Annotated in this window: 23 protein-coding genes, 4 tRNA genes and 1 pseudogene; 12 read left to right on the forward strand and 16 right to left on the reverse strand. The window is 37.5% G+C overall.

Annotated elements, in window-relative coordinates; translation table 11 throughout:
* Positions 1-98: 98 nt before the first annotated feature.
* From HRK21_RS02545 to HRK21_RS02560, 4 genes are all read left to right on the forward strand, one after another.
* Positions 99-172, forward strand: a tRNA-Thr gene (locus HRK21_RS02545).
* A 10-nt stretch (positions 173-182) separates the two neighbouring features.
* Positions 183-266: transfer RNA gene (locus tag HRK21_RS02550), tRNA-Tyr, on the forward strand.
* 11 nt (positions 267-277) lie between these two features.
* Positions 278-349 (forward strand) — tRNA-Gln (locus HRK21_RS02555).
* 9 nt (positions 350-358) lie between these two features.
* Positions 359-431 (forward strand) — tRNA-Lys (locus HRK21_RS02560).
* A gap of 123 nt (positions 432-554) precedes the next feature.
* Here HRK21_RS02560 and HRK21_RS02565 read toward each other — a convergent pair.
* Positions 555-1,256, reverse strand: a complete 702-nt coding sequence (locus HRK21_RS02565) for a Crp/Fnr family transcriptional regulator (RefSeq protein WP_003739503.1) — start codon at positions 1,254-1,256, stop codon at positions 555-557.
* A gap of 479 nt (positions 1,257-1,735) precedes the next feature.
* Between HRK21_RS02565 and HRK21_RS02570 the strand changes: the two are divergent.
* From HRK21_RS02570 to HRK21_RS02585, 4 genes and pseudogenes are all read left to right on the forward strand, one after another.
* Positions 1,736-2,466: pseudogene (locus HRK21_RS02570) on the forward strand (Crp/Fnr family transcriptional regulator).
* Positions 2,467-2,629: 163 nt separating this feature from the next.
* On the forward strand, positions 2,630-3,532 hold the full coding sequence (locus HRK21_RS02575; RefSeq protein ID WP_003739505.1) for an ABC transporter ATP-binding protein: 903 nt from the start codon (positions 2,630-2,632) through the stop codon (positions 3,530-3,532).
* Positions 3,525-4,760 (forward strand): ABC transporter permease, encoded by a 1,236-nt coding sequence (locus tag HRK21_RS02580; protein WP_070005865.1) that lies wholly within the window; start codon positions 3,525-3,527, stop codon positions 4,758-4,760. The genes HRK21_RS02575 and HRK21_RS02580 overlap by 8 nt, the downstream gene beginning before the upstream one ends.
* 16 nt (positions 4,761-4,776) lie before the next feature.
* Entirely contained in the window at positions 4,777-5,250 is a 474-nt protein-coding gene (locus HRK21_RS02585; RefSeq protein WP_003739507.1) for a GNAT family N-acetyltransferase, read from the forward strand.
* 588 nt (positions 5,251-5,838) lie between these two features.
* Here HRK21_RS02585 and HRK21_RS02590 read toward each other — a convergent pair.
* The 3 genes from HRK21_RS02590 to HRK21_RS02600 form a co-directional block, all read right to left on the reverse strand.
* The gene (locus tag HRK21_RS02590) at positions 5,839-6,504 is read right to left on the reverse strand and encodes a GntR family transcriptional regulator (RefSeq protein WP_069887841.1); all 666 of its coding nucleotides are present in this window, start codon (positions 6,502-6,504) and stop codon (positions 5,839-5,841) included.
* A 250-nt stretch (positions 6,505-6,754) separates the two neighbouring features.
* Positions 6,755-7,771 (reverse strand): PTS sugar transporter subunit IIC, encoded by a 1,017-nt coding sequence (locus tag HRK21_RS02595; protein ID WP_070005864.1) that lies wholly within the window; start codon positions 7,769-7,771, stop codon positions 6,755-6,757.
* Between the two features lie 68 nt (positions 7,772-7,839).
* Complete coding sequence (locus HRK21_RS02600) at positions 7,840-8,694, reverse strand: LysR family transcriptional regulator (protein WP_070005863.1); 855 nt, start codon at positions 8,692-8,694, stop codon at positions 7,840-7,842.
* A gap of 105 nt (positions 8,695-8,799) precedes the next feature.
* On the opposite strand from HRK21_RS02600, the gene HRK21_RS02605 reads away from it, so the two are divergent.
* Positions 8,800-9,807, forward strand: a complete 1,008-nt coding sequence (locus tag HRK21_RS02605; RefSeq protein ID WP_070005862.1) for a YeiH family protein — start codon at positions 8,800-8,802, stop codon at positions 9,805-9,807.
* Positions 9,808-9,862: 55 nt separating this feature from the next.
* Positions 9,863-10,504: a DUF1361 domain-containing protein gene (locus HRK21_RS02610; RefSeq protein ID WP_069887837.1), complete on the forward strand. Its 642-nt coding sequence runs from the start codon at positions 9,863-9,865 to the stop codon at positions 10,502-10,504.
* A gap of 43 nt (positions 10,505-10,547) precedes the next feature.
* Here the strand turns inward: HRK21_RS02610 and HRK21_RS02615 are convergent, their stop codons facing one another.
* Positions 10,548-10,865, reverse strand: coding sequence for a nucleoside triphosphate pyrophosphohydrolase family protein (locus tag HRK21_RS02615; protein WP_003739513.1), 318 nt, complete (start codon positions 10,863-10,865; stop codon positions 10,548-10,550).
* A gap of 198 nt (positions 10,866-11,063) precedes the next feature.
* Between HRK21_RS02615 and HRK21_RS02620 the strand changes: the two genes are divergently transcribed.
* Positions 11,064-11,240: a hypothetical protein gene (locus HRK21_RS02620; RefSeq protein ID WP_003729556.1), complete on the forward strand. Its 177-nt coding sequence runs from the start codon at positions 11,064-11,066 to the stop codon at positions 11,238-11,240.
* A gap of 46 nt (positions 11,241-11,286) precedes the next feature.
* Here the strand turns inward: HRK21_RS02620 and HRK21_RS02625 are convergent, their stop codons facing one another.
* From HRK21_RS02625 to HRK21_RS02645, 5 genes are all read right to left on the reverse strand, one after another.
* A complete protein-coding gene (locus HRK21_RS02625; protein ID WP_003739514.1) occupies positions 11,287-11,586 on the reverse strand; it encodes a nucleotide pyrophosphohydrolase in 300 nt (99 codons plus the stop codon).
* A gap of 78 nt (positions 11,587-11,664) precedes the next feature.
* A complete protein-coding gene (locus tag HRK21_RS02630) occupies positions 11,665-11,991 on the reverse strand; it encodes a thioredoxin family protein (protein ID WP_003739515.1) in 327 nt (108 codons plus the stop codon).
* Positions 11,988-12,425: a flavodoxin gene (locus HRK21_RS02635; protein WP_069887836.1), complete on the reverse strand. Its 438-nt coding sequence runs from the start codon at positions 12,423-12,425 to the stop codon at positions 11,988-11,990. The genes HRK21_RS02630 and HRK21_RS02635 overlap by 4 nt, the downstream gene beginning before the upstream one ends.
* Entirely contained in the window at positions 12,422-13,471 is a 1,050-nt protein-coding gene (locus HRK21_RS02640) for a ribonucleotide-diphosphate reductase subunit beta (RefSeq protein WP_069887835.1), read from the reverse strand. The genes HRK21_RS02635 and HRK21_RS02640 overlap by 4 nt, the downstream gene beginning before the upstream one ends.
* A gap of 55 nt (positions 13,472-13,526) precedes the next feature.
* Positions 13,527-15,818, reverse strand: a complete 2,292-nt coding sequence (locus HRK21_RS02645) for a ribonucleoside-diphosphate reductase subunit alpha (RefSeq protein WP_003729561.1) — start codon at positions 15,816-15,818, stop codon at positions 13,527-13,529.
* A gap of 537 nt (positions 15,819-16,355) precedes the next feature.
* Between HRK21_RS02645 and HRK21_RS02650 the strand changes: the two genes are divergently transcribed.
* Positions 16,356-16,697, forward strand: a complete 342-nt coding sequence (locus HRK21_RS02650) for a YxeA family protein (RefSeq protein WP_003739518.1) — start codon at positions 16,356-16,358, stop codon at positions 16,695-16,697.
* Between the two features lie 144 nt (positions 16,698-16,841).
* Here HRK21_RS02650 and HRK21_RS02655 read toward each other — a convergent pair whose 3' ends face one another.
* From HRK21_RS02655 to HRK21_RS02680, 6 genes are all read right to left on the reverse strand, one after another.
* The gene (locus tag HRK21_RS02655) at positions 16,842-17,027 is read right to left on the reverse strand and encodes a CsbD family protein (RefSeq protein ID WP_003722282.1); all 186 of its coding nucleotides are present in this window, start codon (positions 17,025-17,027) and stop codon (positions 16,842-16,844) included.
* Positions 17,028-17,120: 93 nt separating this feature from the next.
* On the reverse strand, positions 17,121-18,170 hold the full coding sequence (locus HRK21_RS02660; RefSeq protein ID WP_069887834.1) for a Gfo/Idh/MocA family protein: 1,050 nt from the start codon (positions 18,168-18,170) through the stop codon (positions 17,121-17,123).
* A 22-nt stretch (positions 18,171-18,192) separates the two neighbouring features.
* Positions 18,193-19,161: a sugar phosphate isomerase/epimerase family protein gene (locus HRK21_RS02665; protein WP_070005861.1), complete on the reverse strand. Its 969-nt coding sequence runs from the start codon at positions 19,159-19,161 to the stop codon at positions 18,193-18,195.
* Positions 19,162-19,163: 2 nt separating this feature from the next.
* Positions 19,164-19,886: a ThuA domain-containing protein gene (locus HRK21_RS02670; RefSeq protein ID WP_070005860.1), complete on the reverse strand. Its 723-nt coding sequence runs from the start codon at positions 19,884-19,886 to the stop codon at positions 19,164-19,166.
* Between the two features lies 1 nt (position 19,887).
* Entirely contained in the window at positions 19,888-20,628 is a 741-nt protein-coding gene (locus HRK21_RS02675; RefSeq protein ID WP_070005859.1) for a sugar phosphate isomerase/epimerase family protein, read from the reverse strand.
* A 15-nt stretch (positions 20,629-20,643) separates the two neighbouring features.
* Positions 20,644-21,720 (reverse strand): Gfo/Idh/MocA family protein, encoded by a 1,077-nt coding sequence (locus tag HRK21_RS02680; RefSeq protein WP_003729568.1) that lies wholly within the window; start codon positions 21,718-21,720, stop codon positions 20,644-20,646.
* Positions 21,721-21,749 lie beyond the last annotated feature (29 nt).

Here is a 21,749-nt window from a genome sequence, read left to right on the forward strand (position 1 = left end):
TGGTAAAATTGATCAAAATGTTATATCATGTATTAGTATCTGTTTTGAAGAATTAATTATGCAAGAGATTTCGATTTGCCAGCAGAGAGCGATTCTTCGCCGACTTAGCTCAATCTGGTAGAGCAACTGAATCGTAATCAGTAGGTTGCGGGTTCAATTCCTGCAGTCGGCAATTTTATAGCGGAGGGGTAGCGAAGTGGCTAAACGCGGCGGACTGTAAATCCGCTCCTTCGGGTTCGGTGGTTCGAATCCACTCCCCTCCACCATTTTCTATTATTGGGCTATAGCCAAGCGGTAAGGCAACGGATTTTGATTCCGTCATGCGCTGGTTCGAATCCAGCTAGCCCAGTCATATTTAGAGCCGTTAGCTCAGTTGGTAGAGCATCTGACTTTTAATCAGAGGGTCGCTGGTTCGAACCCAGCACGGCTCATCCTTAACGAAACAAGCAAAGAAAATACTTTGCTTGTTTTTTTATCGTAAATCTCACTTTCCTTATTTATATAAAAAAAAGATAAACTACTTGTGCTAAGTAGTTTATCTTCTTCACCTGTAATTATATCCTTGTTACTTCTGGCTCTAGTCTTCCGTAAGAATTTGTAAAATTATTTAACAAAACAAAAGACTTAGAATTTTCTGCTAAAAATCCTGATTCTACCAAATTTCTGCAAAGGTGTGTGACGGAACGTACAGATAGGTTAGAATAATTAGCAATAATTTTTTTTGTGAAACATTTTGGAATACGTAGTGCACCTTCTTTTTCATTCCCAAAATATTTCCCTATTTGTTTTAATGAATCTTTCAAACGATTTTCCCCGTTCCCCCGCATCAAATTACATTTTTCAATTAGAACATTTTCATGATTTCGATTATTAAGATATAAATAGAGCCACCCCTCTTGCATCCCAATAATCGAGCAAATTATATCTTCTTTATCAAATTCGTATGCCGTAATTGTCTCAATTACTCTAGCAGTGTAAACGTTTGCTTCTGCCATAAAATAATCGTTTAATCCAGCAATTTGGTTTGAACCTAAAAAACTTATAACATTTTTGCTCTTCTCTAATGAAACAATCCCTTTTTCAATAAAATAAACCTTCGTATTTATTGTGTCTTCTGTTAGTAAAATCATGTTGGTTGGCATTCTTGTTTTTTTATACGGGATTTTGTTATCGATTAAAGTTTGCAAGAAGCTAGCATAACCAAACTCTTCTTCCAAAATTTTTTTACTATACAAGTCTTCAAATACCGATTGCATTTATTGTCATCTCATTTCTATTTTATGTTGTAAGCAAATAGTTTTATAATGCGATGAGTGGCTTCTTACAAGTGATGATACTACCAAACACTTTTAAAAGGAACCCAACAAAAAAACAAAACTTCCTACTTTCCTCATCTATTTTTGACTTTTTCGTCACAATTAAATTTTACTCACATTATAAATTATTGTATAAGTTTCTTTTGATACTTCAATTATAAGCCGAACCACATTTCACCAATTCTTCTGCTAAAATTATTCGCACAACTTTTTTGTAAAAATAGTACCTTTCTAAATACTGTTTTAAGCGTATAACTTCTATTTTTTCGTGTTTACTACGATATTTTGTAGTATTTGTGAAAGTTTTTAAATCAATTTTTTGTTCTTCTTGACTTATTTTTTCGAGAAAATGTTCTTCTAGGAGAATAAGTTTTACGTACTTATATTGCGGGAAACTAATGAGATAAGGGGGAATCGGTATGTATTTAAAAGAAACATTGGATCAATTTGCTTCAATAGGTAATATTCTTAAATTACTCAAGAAAAATCCAAGTTTTAATAAACACTGTATACAAGAGCGGGTTCTACAAAAAACAGTTATTACATCAAATAAACAACGAAAATATATCTATATAATAGAAGAAGGTTTTATGAAACTAATATTTGATGAAAATAAAACGCGTGATTTTTCTTATATTTTATCTAAAGGTGCGTTTCCTTTTTTGCCGGTTTATACAGAGGACATACCTCCACATATAAAAATGATTGCCCTTACAGATATCGTGTGGTGGAAAATTGATATTGGTTTCTTTAAAAGCACGATGGAGTTTGAAGATCCGCAAAATTATCTTATGCTACATCAATTAGCGGAAACTAGAAGAAGACTTTATACCCTCGCTTATCAAGAAAAATTGACTTCCCGTGAAAGCATTTATTATTCCTTAAACACACTAATTGAACTTGGTTTACGTATCTCCGAAAAAGTAGTAGAACTTCCAGAATTTTTAACCTATCAAATACTTGCAGACCATGCGAACGTTTCTAAAAGTTACACGTCTAAAGTGCTGGGGCATTTACGTCAAGAAGGCATTCTGGAATCACGTAAAAAGCCTTGGCGCATTAACGATGTCCAGAAGCTTCGACAATTAATCAAGACAGATGTATCACTTGTAAAAACATAAAAAAACTAAGAGCTAACTTACGCTCTTAGTTTTTTAAATTAGTTCACTTTCCCAGCTGAGATTTTTGCTTGTCCACTACACTAGACGCTTTATGGGTAAAGCTCGTGACTTGGTCTTCTTTACTTCTAGCAAGACAATCCTCCGATAAAACCGTATAATAACAATAGGGAAAAATTAGAAAGGGGTGCTCGTGTGACGCTTGAACTACATAATGTTACGAAGAATTTTGGAACGAAAGTCGCTGTCAATGATTTATCATTCCGAGTAGAACCAGGAAAAATCCTCGGTTTAATCGGTCAAAATGGCGCTGGTAAAACAACTACTTTTCGCCTTATTTTGCATTTTTTAGAAGCTACTTCTGGAAAAATCACTTGGGATGATAAAGAAGTGAGCAAAATCGATCCAAATATTATCGGTTATTTGCCCGAAGAACGTGGTCTATATCCAAATGTCACAATTGAAGAACAATTAATATTTTTTGCTGAATTAAAAGGATATCCAAAACAAAAGATTAAAGCAGAAATTGATGGATGGCTCGAACGCGCGGAAATTGTCGGTAAAAAAACAGACTTAATTAAAACACTATCCAAAGGAAACCAACAAAAAATCCAGCTTTTAAGTACGATTATCCATCAGCCCAAACTCGTTATTTTAGATGAACCTTTCAGTGGGCTAGATCCAGTCAACGCAGAGATTTTGAAAAAGTTTGTATTCGACTTACGTGCTTCCGGGGCTGCGATTATTTTTTCTAGTCACCGGATGGAGAATGTGGAGGAGCTTTGCGACTCGCTATTAATGTTAAAAAAAGGAAATGTGGTCCTCCAAGGAACGACCGAATCGGTTAAATCTGTTTTTGGACGTAAAAGGATTTTGATTGAGTCGCGTCATACCGCGGAAGAACTTGCTGTTTTACCCGGTGTTTTAAATGTTAAAACCCATCGTGATGGCATTCTACAACTTGAAATTGCGCATGAAAGCGATGCAGAGAAAATTTTTGAATATGTGACAAAAGATGGTTTCATCCAAACGTTTAGCCTCCAAGCTCCGACACTCGAAGAAATCTTCAAATGGAAGGCTGGTGAGTCGAATGAATAAATTTTGGGTGATAACGAAGCAAGTTTACAAAAGACGCGTGAAGACAAAATCGTTTTTAATTTCGCTACTTTTTCCGGTTTTAATTGCTGGGCTCATTGCTGGCATCCCGAAAATGATGGACTACTTTGACTCAAGTAGTGATACCACAAAAATCGCTGTACTGTCCGAAGATCCTGTTTTCGCAAAATCATTAGCCGCTGATAAGAACCATTTCAAAGTAAATTCGGATATTAAAGACAAAAAATCCGCCCAGTCTGCTCTAAAAGACGGTAAAATAGACGGATTTGTCACGATTACGCAAAAAGATGAAACGGTTAGCGCCGTTTACACAACACAAGAGACAGCCGGCCAAGACGTTATTACACGTTTAACCGAAGACCTTACAGCTACCAAAATCGCTGAAAAAGCGGCCGCCTATAAAATCACCAATGAACAATTGCAATCAATCACCTCTCCGGTTTCCGTTACGAATGATTTAGAATCCAACAATCAGCTAACGAACCACGAAAAAGATGTGATGAGTGCTGCTGTCCTGATTTTAACACTAGTTATTTTCATTTTCGTTATGAGTTACGCAAACATTGTTGCCTCTGAAATCGCTACTGAAAAAGGTACACGCATTATGGAAGTCATTTTGTCCAGTGTCTCTGCGACGACCCATTTATTTGCCAAATTAACCGCGATAATTTTTATGCTTTTAACACAAATTGGCTTTTATATCGTTTGTGGCGCTGTTGTTTTAATTGCTGGTAGAAATACCGAAATAGTCCAAAACGTCCTAGATCAAATTGCTGTTTTCCCAGCGTACTACCTTGTGCTAAATTTACTATTTGTTATTTTAGGTTTGTTATTGTACATTTTACTCGCAGCAATGATCGGTTCAATGGTTCCAAATGTCGAAACCGTAGCCCAGTTTATCTATCCAATGACAATTCTTGCTATTATCGGCTACTGGGGATCCATTGCAGCAGCGAACGCACCAGATAATATGCTAGTTATTATCGGTTCGTATATTCCGACGTTCTCACCAATGATGATGCTTGCACGAATGGACTTACTTTCCGTTTCGACTTTCGGCCTCTTTAGTTCCCTCGCTATTTTACTTGTGAGTGTTGTTGGTGCATTTTTCCTCACCGTTCGTCTTTATCAAGGAAATGTACTACTTTACAGCAATGACGGTTTATGGAAAACATGGAAAACCTCTCTATCTTATGCAAAAAGAAAATAAGGAAAGTTGGTAAATTATGCAAATCAGACTATCTAAACGAGAAGATGCCGCGTCAATGATTGAATTAGAACACTTAGTTTGGACGCCAGGAACTACACCTGGCAATATCCATTTTGATAGTGAGGCTGAATTTTTACTTAAAAGTCCGCCTGGTTCCAAAATCGTTGTCGTGACGGATGATAAAGTAGTTGGGATTCTTGGATACAAGTCCCCTATTCCACTCGCATCCAATAAACATGTCGCAGAAATTGATATTGCTGTACATCCAGACTACCAGCGCGCAGGTATTGGTCAACTTTTAATGGACAAAATGAAAGAAGTGGCACGCGAAAAAGGCTTCATTAAAATTGCCTTGCGTGTTCTGTCCATCAATCAAAAAGCCATTCGTTTCTATGAAAAAAATGGTTTTAAACTGGAAGGACGACTAGAAAAAGAATTCATTATTCAAGGTGAATTTGTGGATGATATTTTAATGGCTTATTTCCTCTGACAAAAGACCTGGCTTCAAATCCAAACTGCGACTTTATAATCATTTTACAAATAAAGCGTTTACATTTATTTAGAACGGTTATATAGATAGTACAACGAACAAAGAAAAGGTGATGCGAATGACTCAAACTTGGTGTACAAGCTGATTTTTTTCTCAGCTTTGTCATATGCCGGCAAACGTCTGGTGAAGGATTTTAGTGTCAAGCAGCTATCGTTAGCTTACAGGAGGAAGGCGAGGAGTATACGCCGCGTCAAGGACTTTATGCTAACTTAGTTGTAGGAAGACGGAATTTCGTTACGTCGCTCGTTTATCAATATTATTATCCTCACTACATTGGTAAATAAGCGAATAAAGTATCGTATCATTCCTGGCCACTATTTAAGCAAGTTATGGGCGCTCATTTATTCGTAAGTTAGAATATCTTGAGAAGTAAGTAGCAAGACAAATAATTCGCCTACTTGTTTAAAAATGCCTCACCGTTTTCCGATTGTTGTATGTTTATTCAGAAACATCCAGACATGGTCCGGCCCATCAGATGAGTGGCAAGACAAGCTCATCCGAAAAGAAAAACCCCGCGTGACGAATTCGTCATTCGGGGTTTTTTGATTCTGAAAACAAGATAGAGATATTTTTATCATAAAAATGTTGAATGACTGAGTGACATTTTTCAAATTCTTTCGCTTCTAAATGCGTTACTAAATCTTCTAAGGCCTGCGAGACATCCATCGTAAAAGCTTCGAAAAACAACTTTTCATTCTTTTCTTTCATATTTCGCAGTGTTTGACTCAATATATCGATATTTTTCTCCATTGCTGGCATTTCAGTATAGTGAATCATGCAAGCATAAAAGTTTTTCACGTGATTTATAAATACATCTGTGTCTTGCTCTTTAGCAGCTAGTTTTATATAAACTAACTCCTTACGAAGGCATGTTGCGCATATTTCTGCATCTTGTTCTTGTAGTTTTTGTACTGCATAATTTAGATGAAAAAAAGCTAACTTTAATCGTGATTTTTCGCGATGCTCGGCTTCACTATTCACTGCGACTGAAAAACCGCTTTCTCCGATGTTCTTGCACACAATACCACTCTTATGTAAACAATGGAGCGCACTAAAAGCTACTCGTTTGCTGACTTGAAATCGTTTCATGATGTCTTCTATGTCCACTTTCTCGCCATTTTCCAACGTATTGGCCATTATCTCATTCTTGATTTCTCCATAAATCGGATCTGCAACAAATCCACTTTTTTCCATAATTTGAACCTCTTTAATTTTTATTGCTTTCAATGTTATATTTTACACGAAAATTTTCTATTTAGATATGGCTTTTTCCGAAAAAATGTGTCCATTAAGTTACAAAACTACTTGTTTTCACTTAGTAGATTTTAGTACTTGAAGTGAAAATCCACCAAATTGATGCTGCTTGGGCGGATGATATAACCTAAGCTTATTCAAAATCCCCATATAAAAAGTAGCGCTATTAAGCCCTACTTTTTAAACTATTCTACTGCAACTCAATCGTTAAATCACCTGTTTTTAGGCGTTCCTTTTTAATAAGAATCGGTCTGACAACAAGTGCAATAACACCTGGCAAGACAACTGCTACCAAAATAAAAGCAGCAAGCGTGCTGAATCCGTAATTTGCTATTAAATAAAGTGGTGCAACAAAGGCGCATAAACCGAGGCCTGCGACTTCACTTGCGGCTTGAATGTGGAATACCATCACACCAAGAGGTCCAGCAATTAGCGTTGTTAACAGAGGAACTAACATCAAACTAGGCTTTCTAATAATATTCGGTGTTTGTAGTTTTGGTGTACAGATAAGTTGCGCAAAAAATGCACCCCAGTTGTTATCACGATAACTCAAAACTGCAAAAGATACAAATTGAACCGAGCAGCCTATCAATGCCGCAGCACTTGCTGTTGGATCAAGTTGAAGCGCAATCGCGAGCGCAGCAGATGAGGCCGGACTAAGAATAAGTAAACCAAACACAAAAGCAATAACCATCGATGAAAAGAGCGGCGAGCCACCAATCAATGAACTAATTCCAAGACTTACAGAAGCTAAAATAGGCGCCATAATCTTTGCAAACAAAATACCACTAAGCCCACCTGCTAAAAGTGAAACACCTGGAATCAAAATCATATCAAATTTCGTTTTCCCAGTAACTCTCTTCCCTGTCCAAACCGCCACAATAACAGCTAAAATAGCGCCAACCGGTTCTCCACTAGTAATACCCACGCCACCACCAGCCAAAGTCACTACTGCCCCACCACCAATAACAGCAGATGCAGCCGCACTTATCGTCACGAGTGTATTTGCGTGCAAGCACATCGCAATTCCAACACCAATTCCCGGAATTAACATCGTTTTGCCAATTGCACCAACTGTTACAAGAAATGAAATTCCTGTCATCTGTCCAATTGTCTGCAAAAGAAGCCCAATTCCAAGCGTTACAAGAACCGCATTCGCAATCCCCATAGAAGCCTTATAGGAACGATCTATAAAATATTCTTTCATTGCTTCTCCCTTTCTAAAATGTATTCTTTCTCATTGTAATCACTAGCTTGTTAAAAAGCTAGTTTTATTTACCGGTTTTCTTTTAAAAAGGTTAAAAAGGTTTCTGCAATTCGATTTTCTAGTCTTTGCTTATTTTTTAAAATGGAAAATTTTCGCATAAAACTCCCCGCTTCATTAAAAACGCGTAATTTCCCTTCTGCAATTTCTGTTTTAACGACACATCTAGAAATCACCGTATATCCCATTCCCTCAAGCACCATTTGTTTGACCGCCATATTACTCCAAGCAACCACTTTTTCCGCGGCATTCCAGCCATTTGTACTCAATACATGATCCAAATATTCCCGTGTTCCAGAACCTTCTTCCCGCGCAATCCACGTAGCACCTTGCTTGATTGCCGCAAGTGAACCATCCGCCCGCCCGACAATGCACATTTCATCATTCGTAAAAGCATTTATCTCTAACTCTTTTTTACTCACTTGTCCTTCGATAAGCCCTGCATCCACTTGTAGCAACTCGACTTTATCAGCAATTTTTGCCGTGTTTTCAATGATTAGTTCAATAGTAATATCTGGATAACGCGCATGAAATTCAGCAATTAACGCTGGCAAATAATACTCTCCTATTGTGAAACTTGCGCCGATTCGTAGTCGCCCTTTTAAATGATGATGATACAAACTGATTTCATCTTCTACTTGTTTATATAAGCCTTCTAATTGCTTAGCACGATGATAGAGCATTTCTCCCGTCACTGTTAAAACAAATTTTTTCGCTTGGCGATAAATCAGTTCTGTTTCATATCTCTCCTCTAGTTTCTTTAATTGTAATGAAACAGCTGGCTGAGAAATATGTAACTCTTCGGCAGCCTTCGTAAAACTTTGTAATTCTACTACTCTTATATACGTTCGTAATGCTTCATCCATTAGATTACCTCCATAAATATTTCTTATCAATAATATAATTAATATAAATTTTACTAATAAAACTAGAAATGGTAAAGTAAAAGCATAGCAGAAAGGGGGATAAATATGAGTCAAGTTTTATTTAAAACAAAAACATTTTGGTATGGTATCGCGCTCACATTTTGTATCGCTACCCTATCTTATTTTTTAGCGAAACTGCCATTTTTAATGATTCTAGGACAACTTGTAACTGCCATATTAATTGGTATCATTATTCGTGCACTTTTTCCTGTTCCAGATAAATGGTTTACTGGGATTCAATTTTCAAATAAAGTTATTCTGCGTGCTGGGATTATTTTACTTGGTTTCCGCTTAAATTTAGTTGATATTTATGATGCTGGGTGGCGTGTATTCTTGATTGCTGCCCTATGTTTAAGTTTTGGTATTACCGTTGTTTACTTTTTAGCGAAACTTTTTGGAGTAGATAAAAAGCTGGCAATTCTCGTTGCTTGCGGAACTGGAATTTGCGGAGCGGCAGCGGTTGTGGCTATCTCTCCACAAGTAAAAGCAGATAACAACCAAACTGCTGTAGCAGCTACAATTATCGCGCTACTTGGGACTATTTTTACGATAGTTTATACGCTAATTTACCCAATTTTACCACTTGGTCCAGATGGATATGGTATTTTTGCGGGGGCTACGCTTCATGAGATTGCGCACGTTATTGCGGCGGCGGATCCCGGTGGTACTGCTGCTGTTGACATGGCCGTTATCGTCAAATTAACACGTGTGGCGCTGCTTGTTCCTGTCTGCTTCGTCGTTGCAAAAATGGTGAACGCTGGAACAAATAATCGCTTTTCCTGGGCCGAACTTCCTGTACCGTGGTTTATTTTCGGATTTTTAGCTACAAGTGCTATCAACAGTTTCGGCATCATTCCTGCGTCCATTACAAATTTCCTCGTTGTCTGTGCCTATTTCCTTATTGCTATGTCAATGGGCGGACTTGGACTAAATGTCCACTTGCCTTCTTTTGGAAAAATGGGCGGGAAGCCTTTTGTGGCAGCCTTTATCGGTTCTGTTTTACTTTCCGCTTTTGGGCTAATTTTAGTACTTTTGTTTCATTTAGCAGGTTAAGTTATCCTCGGCAACTCAAATTGTGATACAATAGCAAGCACGAGGTGACTATTACATGACGAAAGCAATTTGGATTTGCCGAGCTTTTTTACTCGGATATTTTCTTGTTTTGCATTTTACTGCAGACACGTATACTTTTTTAATTTTAAATGTCGGGCTTGCTTATATACCTTTTGAAATAGCTGTGTTTTTGACTAGAAAACCTCGCGTATGGTGGATTTTTTGGCCATTGGGTATTGTTTGGTTAGTATTTTTTCCAAATGCGCCTTATCTTCTAACTGACTTGTTACATTTAAAGCGCTTAGAGATTTACGGAGCAGAAGGAATTCTTTCCACTTCACCATGGTTATGGCGCCACTTTACTTATATTGTCGTGGGTGTGTTCTTTGGATTATTTATCGGCTTTTGGTCCTTTGCAAAAATGCTTGCCGAAATAAGAAGACGATTTAATTGGACTAGTTGGTTAAGTTATCAATTGCTTTTGATTGGTTTAATCTTATTGTCTAGTTATGCCATTTATATTGGTCGTTTCTCGCGTCTACATTCTATTCATTTACTCACACAACCAATCGATTCCATCCAAATTATGTTTAGTGTTTTTCACTGGCCTTTCTGGAATTTTGTGTTTTACTTTTCGATTATCCAATATGTCATTTATACGCTGTTCAGTAGGTTTTCTAGCTCATTAGAAGACTAAAAAACGTTTGTATTTAAGGAATTGCTTAAATACAAACGTTTTTTTAATCGATATGGAGTTTGCTTCGTTCTGCTGAAAACCCTTGAGGATAGCGGCGTTTCAGCTTCTCAATATTTAATTCGGCAACGGCTTCCATGCTTATATCCGCCCATTTAGCAATTTGCGATACATACCAAAGAACATCTCCTAGTTCTTTCGTTAACGCATCCTTATCTAAATCGTGTCCATGAAAAGCATATTTCTTAATCAAATCAGCAACTTCACCGGCTTCTCCAGCTATACCAAGTCCGTAATTCGTCAATGCCTGTTCATGTGTTGCTGCAGTTCTATTTGCTAAAATTTGGTACTCTTTAAAATCCATATGTTGTCCTCCTTGCCTCTCTCACTTTCTTACTATAACAGATATTTTTTTTGCTTTGCAGTCTTGACTATTTTAGAATTATGCGAACTGATGCTCTATCAGTGTTTTTCATCTTTAAAAAGTTTTTCTCTTTAAAGTCTTATTTTTTTCTCGTCCTTCCTTTATAATAGAGATAAGATTTCTGAAAGGAGCTTTTAAATGAAATTAGCTGGCTTAGTTATACTTCTGATTGGTTTAATTGGTTTTGGTTTTTCGTTTAGCATCACTGGACTTATCGGTTTTGGTGTTTGCATCATTTCTGTTATTTTAGTTGTTGCAGGAATTTTTGCAATGATTCGTTCCAAAAAACGCCGCAAACGCGCTTATTCCTATTAAAATTAAAAAGCAGCTTTACCAAGAAAATTGGTGAAAGCTGCTTTTCTTATTTCTTCGGCCAAGTCCGCATTCGATTCTCAGCTAGCTTCGATTTCACTAACTCTTCCCCATCCGCCCCCATACTTTCCGCAATTTGAAGCGCGTAAATCATCACATCAGCTACCTCTTTTAAAATTTCTTCCCGGTTTTCTTTTAACGCTACTTCATCTGTCTTCCACTGAAAGCATTCCAGTAATTCGGATGCTTCAAGCGACAACGATATGGCTAAATCTTTTGGGTGATTATATTGTTCTAACCAATTTCGTTCTTTTAAAAAAGCAGTAATTTCATCTTGTAAATGTTTCAACGTTTTCGCTCCTTTAAATAAATTCAACAAAAAAGAGCAGTCCGTCACCTAATCATAAGGAAACTTCTGCTCTTTCGATTATGCGTTCAAAGAAATAGCTTCTTCAATTTTGTTTGGTGGAATAAATCCATTTAAGCGATGGATTTCTTCGCCGCCTTTGTAAAGTACAAGCGTTGGTGTTTGTTGTACATCACGATCAAAAAAGAAATTTTCGCCCATTTCTTCTAATTTTACTTTTAATACTTTGACTTTGCTTGCGATTTCAGAGTTTTTGAATTCAGCAAAAGAAAGATCAAGCATTTTACAATTAGGACAATTGTCTTTCCAGTAATCTACATATACTAATTCTTCCCCATTAATATGAGCTTGGAACTCTTCAGGTGTTTTAATTTCAATACTTGTCATTTGATTCCACTCCTTAGCGCTAAAATTTTCTTGACCCAATTGTCTATGTCAGCCACATCTTGCTCGGTGTGTGGCATTTGTTCTATTTTTAAGGTTGGGTAGCTTGTTCCGAAATATTTTGCCATTCGGTCGACAGCTCCGCAATAAAAATCCATACCCCATTGTGTTTCCCCAGTACCAAAAACGGCTACATTCTTGGGTTTTACGGCTAGTTCCGCGATAAAATCTTTCATATCTGGCGGTGTTCTTCCGTAGTCGACTGTCCATGCCCCCAACACGTACAAGTCAAAATCCTCATCAAGCGGATACTCGGCTAAAGGAGATACGCGAAAGGACACAACTTCATGTCCTTCGCTTATCAATATCTCTTCAATTTCATCTGCCACCATTTTCGTATTACCGCTTAGAGAATCATAGGCTAACAAGATTCTCATAAATCGTCGAATCCGTTATCCATATTCGTTTTTTTATAGCTTGAATTGCGCATTTCGAAAAAGTCGGTTTTTGTTTCTGTAAAGTTGTCTGCATAAGCTTTAATCCATGTCATTGTGTTATCACTATGTCCTGGATAAAGTTCAGGAATACCAAGCATTCCTAGCATTTTGTTGGCACGATATTTCACGTAGTCAACCATTTCTTCCACATCAATACCTTCAATACCTTGTAGTACTTCTTCAGACCATTCTGTTTCAAGTTCAACTGCATGGCGGAAAGCATCATGCGTGTATTCTACTAGCTCATCTGTTTGTAATTCTGGATTTTCCCCAAGGATTGCCCGGATTACTTCAGATATAAATTTCGAGTGAGCTAATTCATCACGATTGATAAAACTAATGATTTTTCCTGTTCCAGTCATTTTATTTTGACGAACTAGGTTGTAGAAGTAAGCAAAACCACTATAGAAATTAATTCCTTCTAAAATAGAAGATTGAATTAAAGCTTTAACAAGTGTTTCGCCTGTTTTGTTATTCATGAAATCATCATATGCGTCCATGATTGGCTCATTACGTTTGATGATTGTCGGATGTGTTCTCGCAAGTTCAAATACACGATTTTGTTCTTGTAAATTTGTAATAGATGCAAGTACATAGGAATAACTTTCATTATGAATTACTTCTTGTTGCGCGATAATCGCTGCGTTTGCATGAACAGCTGGATCGGTAATGTATTCCGCAATGTTATAAATAAAACGTGTTTGCGGAGAATCCAGTGTTGCAAGTAAGCCAATAATTGCATCAAAAGCATATTTTTCTTGTTCTGAAAGAGCGGGGTATTGTTTTGCATCGCTTTTCATGTCTACTTCATCTGGAATCCAGTAGTTAGTAGAAAGTTCTTTATACGCACGGTAGAAAGAAGGATACGGGATGTCATTCCAATTTAAAATCCCACTTGTTTCTCCGTTTATGATTGAAGTAGAACGATTAGGAAATAAAGGTTCTAAAATTTTAATACGTGTAAGTTGTTCTTTTTGGTTAGCCATCTAGGCAAGCCCTCCCTTTCATTTTGTACTAAGTGTAAAGTATTTTAGAGATGTATCAGCTTGAGCACCATTCGCACTCTTCAACATCGATATCGTTAGAGCGGACATAGTAAGTTGTTTTTAGTCCTTCATTCCAAGCGGTCATGTGTAGTTCCAGTAATTTACTTGCTTTGATACCACTTGGCACGTAGAAATTAAAGCTTAATGATTGGTCTACGTGACGTTGACGACGACCGTTTTGACGAACACTTGCGAATTGGTCTACTTTGTAAGCACCTTTTTCGTAGTACGGGTATGTGCTTAAGTTTAAGTCTGGCGCGATTACGGGACGACGGTAGTCCTTTTTCTCTTCATAGTAGAACGCGCTGTATATTGGGTCGATTGAAGCAGTGGATCCAGCAATTTGCGCTGTACTCATATTTGGTGCTACAGCTACAAGATATGCATTACGCAAACCTTTCTCTGCTACTTCTTTTGCTAATTCTTGCCATTCAGGTGAGTTATAGTTACGACGCGCGAAATATTCTCCTGTATTCCAGTCGCTGCCTTTGAAGACTTTGTAAGCACCTTTTTCTTGCGCTAGTTTGTTGCTTGCGCGAATAGCTAAATAGTTAATTTGTTCATATAATTCATCCGCATATTTCTCTGCTTCTTCGGAGTCCCACGCGATATTTTTAAGAGCAAGCAGGTGATGCCAACCGAATGTCCCAAGCCCGATAGAACGATATTTTTGATTCGTAATAGTTGCTTGTGGTACTGGTAGTTCGTTTAAGTCGATAACATTATCAAGCATACGTACTTCCACTTCGATTAAACGTTCTAAAGTGCCTTCTTCCGCTACTACCGCACGACCTAGGTTAACAGAAGATAAGTTACATACAACAAAATCTCCCGCTTGTTTTGTAATAACAATTTGATCTCCGGAAATAATTTCTTGAATCATTTTTGTTGGGCTCATGTTTTGCATGATTTCTGTACATAAGTTACTAGAATACACCATGCCTTCATGTTTATTAGGGTTCATTCTGTTTACTTCATCACGGTAAAACATGAATGGATTCCCTGTTTCTAATTGACTCATCATGACACGTTTCATAATATCAATTGCTTTAACGATTTTTTTACTGATTGTTTCATCAGCTACTAATTCGTCATATTTTTCGCGGAAAGTACCTTCCCCTTTTGTTTCATCGTAGAAATCTTGTAGGTACCAGCCTTTTTTCGCTTTTACTTCATGTGGGTCGAATAAATACCATTCGCCGCGACGCTCTACAGCTTCCATGAAAATATCAGGGATACAAACTGCAGTAAATACATCATGTGCACGTAAACGTTGATCTCCATTGTTTAAACGTAAATCAAGGAAAGATTCGATATCTTTATGGAAAACATCTAAATAAACAGCAATCGCACCTTTACGTTGGCCTAATTGGTCCACGCTCACTGCCGTATTATTTAATTGCTTAATCCAAGGAATAACGCCACCACTTGCGCCTTTTACCCCGCGGATAGCAGCTCCTGTTGAACGAACGTACCCAAGATATGCGCCAACACCACCACCGTGCTTAGAAACTCTAGCAACGTCTGTATTGCTGTCATAAATACCTTGCAAGCTATCATCTACAGTATCAATGAAACAACTAGACAATTGACCGCCAACTTTTCCAGCGTTCGCAAGTGTCGGTGTAGCAACAGTCATATATAGGTTACTTAAAGCCCAGTATGCTTCTTCCACTAGTTTCATTCGTTTTTCTTTTGGTTCATTTTGCATTAAATAAAGTGCGATAGTTAACCAACGTTCTTGTGGCAACTCATACACATTACGTTCAGAGTCCGTTGCTAAATAACGAGTCGCAAGTAAATACAAACCATTATACGTAAACAATTTATCTTTTTCAGGGTCAATTAATTTCCCCGCTGCAATCAAATCTTCTTTAGAATAATTTTTTAGAATATTGCCAGAATAAATACCACGTTCGCCTAAACTCTCTTGAAGTCCAACGTACGAACCATATTTATCATCGTCATTATAAAAACGATTTTTACTCGCTTTTTTGTATAATTTATTTAAATAAAGGCGTGCCGCGAAATGTTCCCATTCAGGAATATGAATATCTGTACGAGCTTCTGCTTCCCTAATTAAATAATCGACTAATTCGTCAGCCGCATAATCTTCCTTCTTCTCTACAAAATTAAAAACCTTACGTTTGTAATCTTCTAAATCAAGTTTTGGAAATTCTTCATGGATTTTCTCTAAATATCCATCCAATCGGCTTTTGTCAAAAGGTAGCTTTCTGTTTCCCCCGTCTTTTACTATGTAAGTTGTCATTTGCAATCCCCATTTCATCCTTTTTTCCTCGTTGTAAAAATATCTGATTCATTTTGCGCTTTTCATTCGTCCGCTGAACTATTTGTGGTCGTTCCATGGAGCAAAAAAATTAACTTTTAAAGGAGCAAATTCCCCTGATAAAAGTTAAAAGGCGATGAAGCAATATTTCGCTTTCGATACTATATATAGTATAACTTTTTTTATGTGAATGCAAGATATAGTGCTCTGATTTTATTGTAGAAATTGCCAAAACAATGATAACGACAAGGTTTTCAGCAAATAAAAAAATTTTTTCCGACAATTGTGTGTTTTCGAGCATATTTCAACTATAAAAATGCCACTACTTCTAGTGCTTATTTTTCTGGTAGTTTCTACATTTAGTAGTTAAAAAAAGACTGCTTTGTAACTTCACAATCTTTTATGATTTCACTTTGTCACCTTTCTGACAAAATTGTAAGATTACTAGTGAATTTTGTTAGTTAACAAAAGGGATAAATTCGTCATTTCGTTGTAAACTTAATGTAATAAAACAAATCAAGAGAGGATGAGGAAGAAATGTTTACTAAAAAAAGAGGTTTAATGTTATTAGCTGCAGTTCTTCTAACTGTTTGCGCGATTTGGGAGTATGCGATGCCAACTGATGCCGCAGTAAAATCCTATTACGTGAAAGTAGAAGACGCTGGAAAACCCGTTCAAAAAAATCAATTCAAAGGGTTCAAATATGTATCAAATGTTTATGATGACAAAGGAAAACAAAAACAACTAACTTTCTATTCAGAAAAAGAATTAACTAAGAACGAACAATTTAAGGTACTTGTTGGTGAGAACAAAATGGTTGTTAATTATAAAAAAATCAATAATGTCCCTGATAAAATTAAATATTTAGCAGAAAAATAAAAACGCTTTGCATCGCCTCCGAATAAGAGGCAAGCAAAGCGTTTTTATTTTTATTATGATATTTTCTCTTATGAAGTTGATGGTTTGACTTGCTTCTCTTAATAGACAAAAGCAGGCTTATATTTTTCAAGCCTGCTTTTTAACTTATTCGGATAATTTCTTTTTAGCGTCGCCGGTTTTATCTTCTACTTCGCCTTTAGCTTTTTGTGCTTTACCTTCTACTTGTTTGCCTTTATCATCTGTTGCTTTACCGAATTTGTCTTTTGCGTCACCTACTACTTTATCTTTAAGTCCTTTTGCTTTGTCTTTCATGCCTTTATCTTCGCTCATTGATATTGCCTCCTAATTAGAATATTTTCTAATGAAGAATTCTTTATCTCCATAGTAGTGTTTTCCACAAATTAGGAAGCTAAAACATCTTTTTTAAATAGAACGGATAGTTCGATTCGTCTCAGCCGCTTCAAATATGGCTTCAATCAATTTTAAAACTTGATAAACTTCTTCGTTTTGAACGATTGGTTCACTCTTATTATTTAAAACATCAACAAAATTATTATAAAAAGATGGAGCTAATTTGGCAGGCGCTGGAAGTGATAATGTATTAGTTGCTTCCTCGCTTGGTGGTGCCATTGTTTTTGTTAATCCTTGCCCAGCTTTAATTGGTGTTGGCTCAGACGTTTTAGCGAGTGCGGTTGGTTTGACGATTTCCCCGCTTAAATCCCAATCATGAATAATTCCAGTTCCTTCTGTGCCTTTGACATACCAGCGAGGTAGTTTAATGAAGTTCGTTGTCCCCACCTCAATTTGAGCAGTGATGCCATTTTCAAAAGTAATGAACGTGACAAAGCCATCATCGACTTCATCCCCAAGCGCAAAACTTAGATTAGCAGATACAGATTTCACGTTGCTATCGACTAGGAATAACAATTGGTCAAGTAGATGCACACCCCAATCAAGCACCATCCCACCGCCATGTGCTTTCAAATGACGCCAATCTCCTGGAATTCCATTTGCTCCGTGGACACGTGATTCTAGGTGGAACATTTCACCAATCGTTTTTTGTTCAAACATTTCTTTAATAATTAGGAAATCCTCGTCCCAGCGTCTATTTTGATGAACCATAAAATGTTTGTTTACTTTTTTTGCTACATCCATAATTGCTAATAAATCTTCACTTGTCATCGTCACTGGTTTCTCGCAAACAACATGCTTACCTGCCTCGAGCGCAGTAATAGACAGTTCTTTATGGCTATCATTCGGTGTTGCGATAAGAACCGCATCTACTTTTTCGTCCGCTAAAACAGCTTCAAAGCTTTCGTAGATTTTCAAACCTTTTTCAGCAGCGGCTTCGCGTTTTTCTTCTAGAATGTCGAATACGCCGTGAACTTCCAAATTATCAGCAGCGGATGCAAGCGTTACATGATAGCTTCCCATCCCGCCGTAACCAACAATTACTAATTGATATTTTTTCATCCTAAGACACCCTTTCTTATCGTTAAGCCCACCACATATCTAGTGGTTTATCTTTAATTAAAATCGATTGTAAGTTTGTTACAGCACGGTCGAAACCTTCATCAATCGACATTAATGGATCTTCGTGTTCAATGCTGACAACATAATCATAGCCATATGTTCTAAGTGCACTCATAATATTCGACCATTCTGTCAAACTATGCCCACAACCAACCGAACGGAATGTCCAACTTCTCGTTTGTACATCGCCATATGGTTGCATATCAGTTAAACCATACATGTTAATATTATCTTGATCTAAATAAGTATCCTTAGCATGGAAATGATGAATTGCTCCAGCTTTTCCTAGGATTTTAATAGCACCAACTGGGTCGATTCCTTGCCACCATAAATGACTTGGGTCTAAATTAACCCCGATAGAATCATTTGTTTCTTCCCGCAGTTTTAAAATGGTATATGGCGTATGACATAAGAAGCCACCATGTAGTTCAATACCAATTTTAACGCCACTGGCTGCTGCAAGTTCGCCAATTTCTTTCCAATATGGAATTAATTTTGTTTCCCACTGCCACGTTTTGATATCGCTATAAACAGTCGGCCAAGGAATAACCGGCCAGTTCGGCGCTTTAGCATCATCACTATCACCAGCTGTTCCAGAAAATGTATTAACAACCGGAACATTCATTAATGAAGCTAGTTTAATTGATTTTCGTAAAATTTCATCGGACGCTGCCGCTTCTTCTTTATTTGGAGAAATCGGATTATCATGACAACTAAATGCACTAATCGTTAATCCCCGGCTAGTAAATTTTTCTAAGTATTCTTTGCGTGCTGCTTCGCTTGCCAAAAGTTCGTCCGTCAGGCAGTGATGATTCCCAGGGTTTCCTCCTGTGCCAATTTCTACAGCATCAAGCCCTGCTGCTTTCACTTTATCTAACATTTCTTCTAATGATAAATTAGCAAATAATGGTGTAAAAACGCCTAATTTCATTTTTATTTCCTCCCTATTTTTTCAAGTGGTTGGTGATTTCCGTATGCCGGATAATTCTTCCGACCTTCCGCGCACCAATGTACGCCGTTAATAATTACTTGCTGAATATCCGGATGGTGATATGTTGGATAGGATTCGTGGCCTGGTTGGAAATAGAAAATTCGACCATTTCCTCGTTTGTAGGTAATCCCACTTCGGAAAACTTCGCCGCCTTCAAACCAACCTGAGAAAATTAGTTCGTCAGGTGTTGGAATGTCAAAATGCTCGCCGTACATTTCTTCCTCGTCCAACTCGATAAATTCACCAATGCCTTTTGCAATCGGATGTGTTGGGTCAACTACCCAAAGCCTTTCTCTTTCATTTGCTTCGCGCCATTTTAAATCACAACTTGTTCCCATTAGACGCATAAAGATTTTCGACATATGACCAGAATGTAGTACAACAAGTCCCATACCTTCTAACACGCGTTTTTGCACACGATCGACAATCTTGTCTTCTACACGGTCATGCCCCATGTGTCCCCACCAAATCAGTACATCCGTATTCGCTAACACTTCTTCGGTAAGACCATGTTCAGGCTCTTCTAAAGTAGCCGTTCCCGCGTCAATTCCAGCTTTTTTTAGGAAACTAGCAATTTGTCCGTGAATTCCGTCTGGATAAATAGCCAGCACCGCATCATCTTCTTTTTCATGTAAAAATTCGTTCCACACTGTTACACGTGTCATATTAGTTCTCCTCCAATACATTTGCTAAATACGTATAACCTTTGGCCACGCTTGTTAGTGGATCTTGCGTAAATGCTTCTTGTTCAATAATCAGCCAGGTTGTTCCAGATTGAAGCGCCGTTTTAACAAAACCAGGCACGTCCAAAACACCTTCACCAATAATAGTGCTTTCCTTGTTCGCGTTCGATTTATCCTTAATATGAATAAGTGGTACCCGGTTACGATATTTTTCGATAAAAGGAATAACGCCAATTCCCGCATACTCTATCCAGTAAGTATCTAATTCCGCAACCATTTCTGGTACTTCTTCAAGTAAAGTGTCCAAAATAATTTCATTCTCTAATTTATCTAATTCATGGGCATGATTATGATAGCCAAAATGCATCCCAGCTTGTTGAACCGTTTTTGTGATTTCTCGAAGTTTTTCACTAAATGTAAGCCATTCTTGCTTTGTTTTAAAGTCTGCATATGGGCAAATAATGTATTCATTCCCCAATTCACGTTCAAACAAAATGACATTTTCTAAGTCTATCTCAAGCTGTTCTTTACTAATATGCGATCCAGCTACTTCTAGTCCAAGTTCAGCTAATTTCGCTTTGATTTCACTGGCAGATTTACCATAATAACCAGCAAACTCCACGCCATCATAACCCATTTCCGCCACTTTTTCTAGTGTTCCAAAAAAGTCATCTTCACAAGCTTCCTTAACACTCCACAACTGTAAAGCAATTTTCGCTTTCATAAAGGCACTTCCTCCTTAATTAAAATAAACTGGTTGACCTGTTTTGGATGATTCATAAATAGCTTCTAAAATTTGTGTTACAACAAGTGCTTGTTCTGGTTTTACAACGGGATCTGTATTATTTTCAATTGCCGCTAACCATTGTTCTGCCTCGATTAACGCTGGATCATCACCAGTTCCATCATAAAAATCAACGCCGCCAGCTTCTAATTGAATTTTCTTTTCATACATTTGACTGTGCGCTTCGCCGTTAATCCGTAAGCCGTCTTCCATATCTGCGCCGCCTTCTGTTCCTGATAAAGACGTTCTCGCTTCACCGACATCGAGTGTATTAAGCGCCCAACTTGCTTCTAGCACAATCGTTGCGCCATTTTCCATCGTGATAAAACCAAACGCGGAATCTTCTACAGTAAATTTACTTGGATCCCATGAACCCCATGCGTTTGCTGCATTTTCTTTTTTCGCAAGTTGATGATAACTGTTTCCTACCACGTATTTTGGTTTATAATTGTCCATCATCCAAAGCGTTAAATCAAGCGCATGTGTTCCAATATCAATAAGCGGTCCGCCGCCCTGCGCTTCTTCATCTAAAAACACACCCCACGTTGGGACAGCACGACGACGAATCGCTTTTGCTTTTGCATAATAGATATCACCTAATTCGCCGTTCTCACAAACTTGGTGCAAATAATCCGAGTCTTTGCGGAATCTATTTTGGTAACCAATTGTTAGTTTTTTGCCTGTACGCTCTGCCGCTTCAATCATACTTTTCGCTTCTGCCGTTGTTTTCGCCATTGGTTTTTCACACATAACGTGTTTTCCGGCTTCCATTGCTGCGATAGAAATCTCCGCATGAGAAATATTTGGTGTACACACATGGATGACATCGATGGATTTATCTTGGAGTAATTCTACATAGTTTGTGTATACGCTTGCATTTTCGCCACCAAATTCTTTTGCTGCTGCTTCTGCTTTTTCTAAGACAATATCGCAAAAAGCAACCATTTCTGCTTTCTCAGCTTTTAATAAACTTGGCATATGCTTCCCGTTTGCAATGCCTCCACAACCTATAATTCCAACTTTTAATGTCATAATAAAAAACCTCCAATAGTTTTGATAGT

The organism is Listeria monocytogenes (assembly GCF_013282665.1).
Taxonomy (GTDB): Bacteria; Bacillota; Bacilli; order Lactobacillales; family Listeriaceae; genus Listeria; species Listeria monocytogenes_C.

Coding starts and splice junctions, on each gene's coding strand:
- HRK21_RS02605 (WP_070005862.1), top strand. CDS start 8,800: ATGAGTCAAGTTTTATTTAAAACAAAAACATTTTGGTATGGTATCGCG.
- HRK21_RS02585 (WP_003739507.1), top strand. CDS start 4,777: ATGCAAATCAGACTATCTAAACGAGAAGATGCCGCGTCAATGATTGAA.
- HRK21_RS02670 (WP_070005860.1), bottom strand. CDS start 19,886: ATGACACGTGTAACAGTGTGGAACGAATTTTTACATGAAAAAGAAGAT.
- HRK21_RS02590 (WP_069887841.1), bottom strand. CDS start 6,504: ATGGAAAAAAGTGGATTTGTTGCAGATCCGATTTATGGAGAAATCAAG.
- HRK21_RS02665 (WP_070005861.1), bottom strand. CDS start 19,161: ATGAAATTAGGCGTTTTTACACCATTATTTGCTAATTTATCATTAGAA.
- HRK21_RS02640 (WP_069887835.1), bottom strand. CDS start 13,471: ATGGCTAACCAAAAAGAACAACTTACACGTATTAAAATTTTAGAACCT.
- HRK21_RS02630 (WP_003739515.1), bottom strand. CDS start 11,991: ATGACAAGTATTGAAATTAAAACACCTGAAGAGTTCCAAGCTCATATT.
- HRK21_RS02650 (WP_003739518.1), top strand. CDS start 16,356: ATGTTTACTAAAAAAAGAGGTTTAATGTTATTAGCTGCAGTTCTTCTA.
- HRK21_RS02675 (WP_070005859.1), bottom strand. CDS start 20,628: ATGAAAGCGAAAATTGCTTTACAGTTGTGGAGTGTTAAGGAAGCTTGT.
- HRK21_RS02595 (WP_070005864.1), bottom strand. CDS start 7,771: ATGAAAGAATATTTTATAGATCGTTCCTATAAGGCTTCTATGGGGATT.
- HRK21_RS02615 (WP_003739513.1), bottom strand. CDS start 10,865: ATGGATTTTAAAGAGTACCAAATTTTAGCAAATAGAACTGCAGCAACA.
- HRK21_RS02680 (WP_003729568.1), bottom strand. CDS start 21,720: ATGACATTAAAAGTTGGAATTATAGGTTGTGGAGGCATTGCAAACGGG.
- HRK21_RS02565 (WP_003739503.1), bottom strand. CDS start 1,256: ATGCAATCGGTATTTGAAGACTTGTATAGTAAAAAAATTTTGGAAGAA.
- HRK21_RS02645 (WP_003729561.1), bottom strand. CDS start 15,818: ATGAAATGGGGATTGCAAATGACAACTTACATAGTAAAAGACGGGGGA.
- HRK21_RS02620 (WP_003729556.1), top strand. CDS start 11,064: ATGAAATTAGCTGGCTTAGTTATACTTCTGATTGGTTTAATTGGTTTT.
- HRK21_RS02600 (WP_070005863.1), bottom strand. CDS start 8,694: ATGGATGAAGCATTACGAACGTATATAAGAGTAGTAGAATTACAAAGT.
- HRK21_RS02660 (WP_069887834.1), bottom strand. CDS start 18,170: ATGAAAAAATATCAATTAGTAATTGTTGGTTACGGCGGGATGGGAAGC.
- HRK21_RS02610 (WP_069887837.1), top strand. CDS start 9,863: ATGACGAAAGCAATTTGGATTTGCCGAGCTTTTTTACTCGGATATTTT.
- HRK21_RS02635 (WP_069887836.1), bottom strand. CDS start 12,425: ATGAGAATCTTGTTAGCCTATGATTCTCTAAGCGGTAATACGAAAATG.
- HRK21_RS02580 (WP_070005865.1), top strand. CDS start 3,525: ATGAATAAATTTTGGGTGATAACGAAGCAAGTTTACAAAAGACGCGTG.
- HRK21_RS02655 (WP_003722282.1), bottom strand. CDS start 17,027: ATGAGCGAAGATAAAGGCATGAAAGACAAAGCAAAAGGACTTAAAGAT.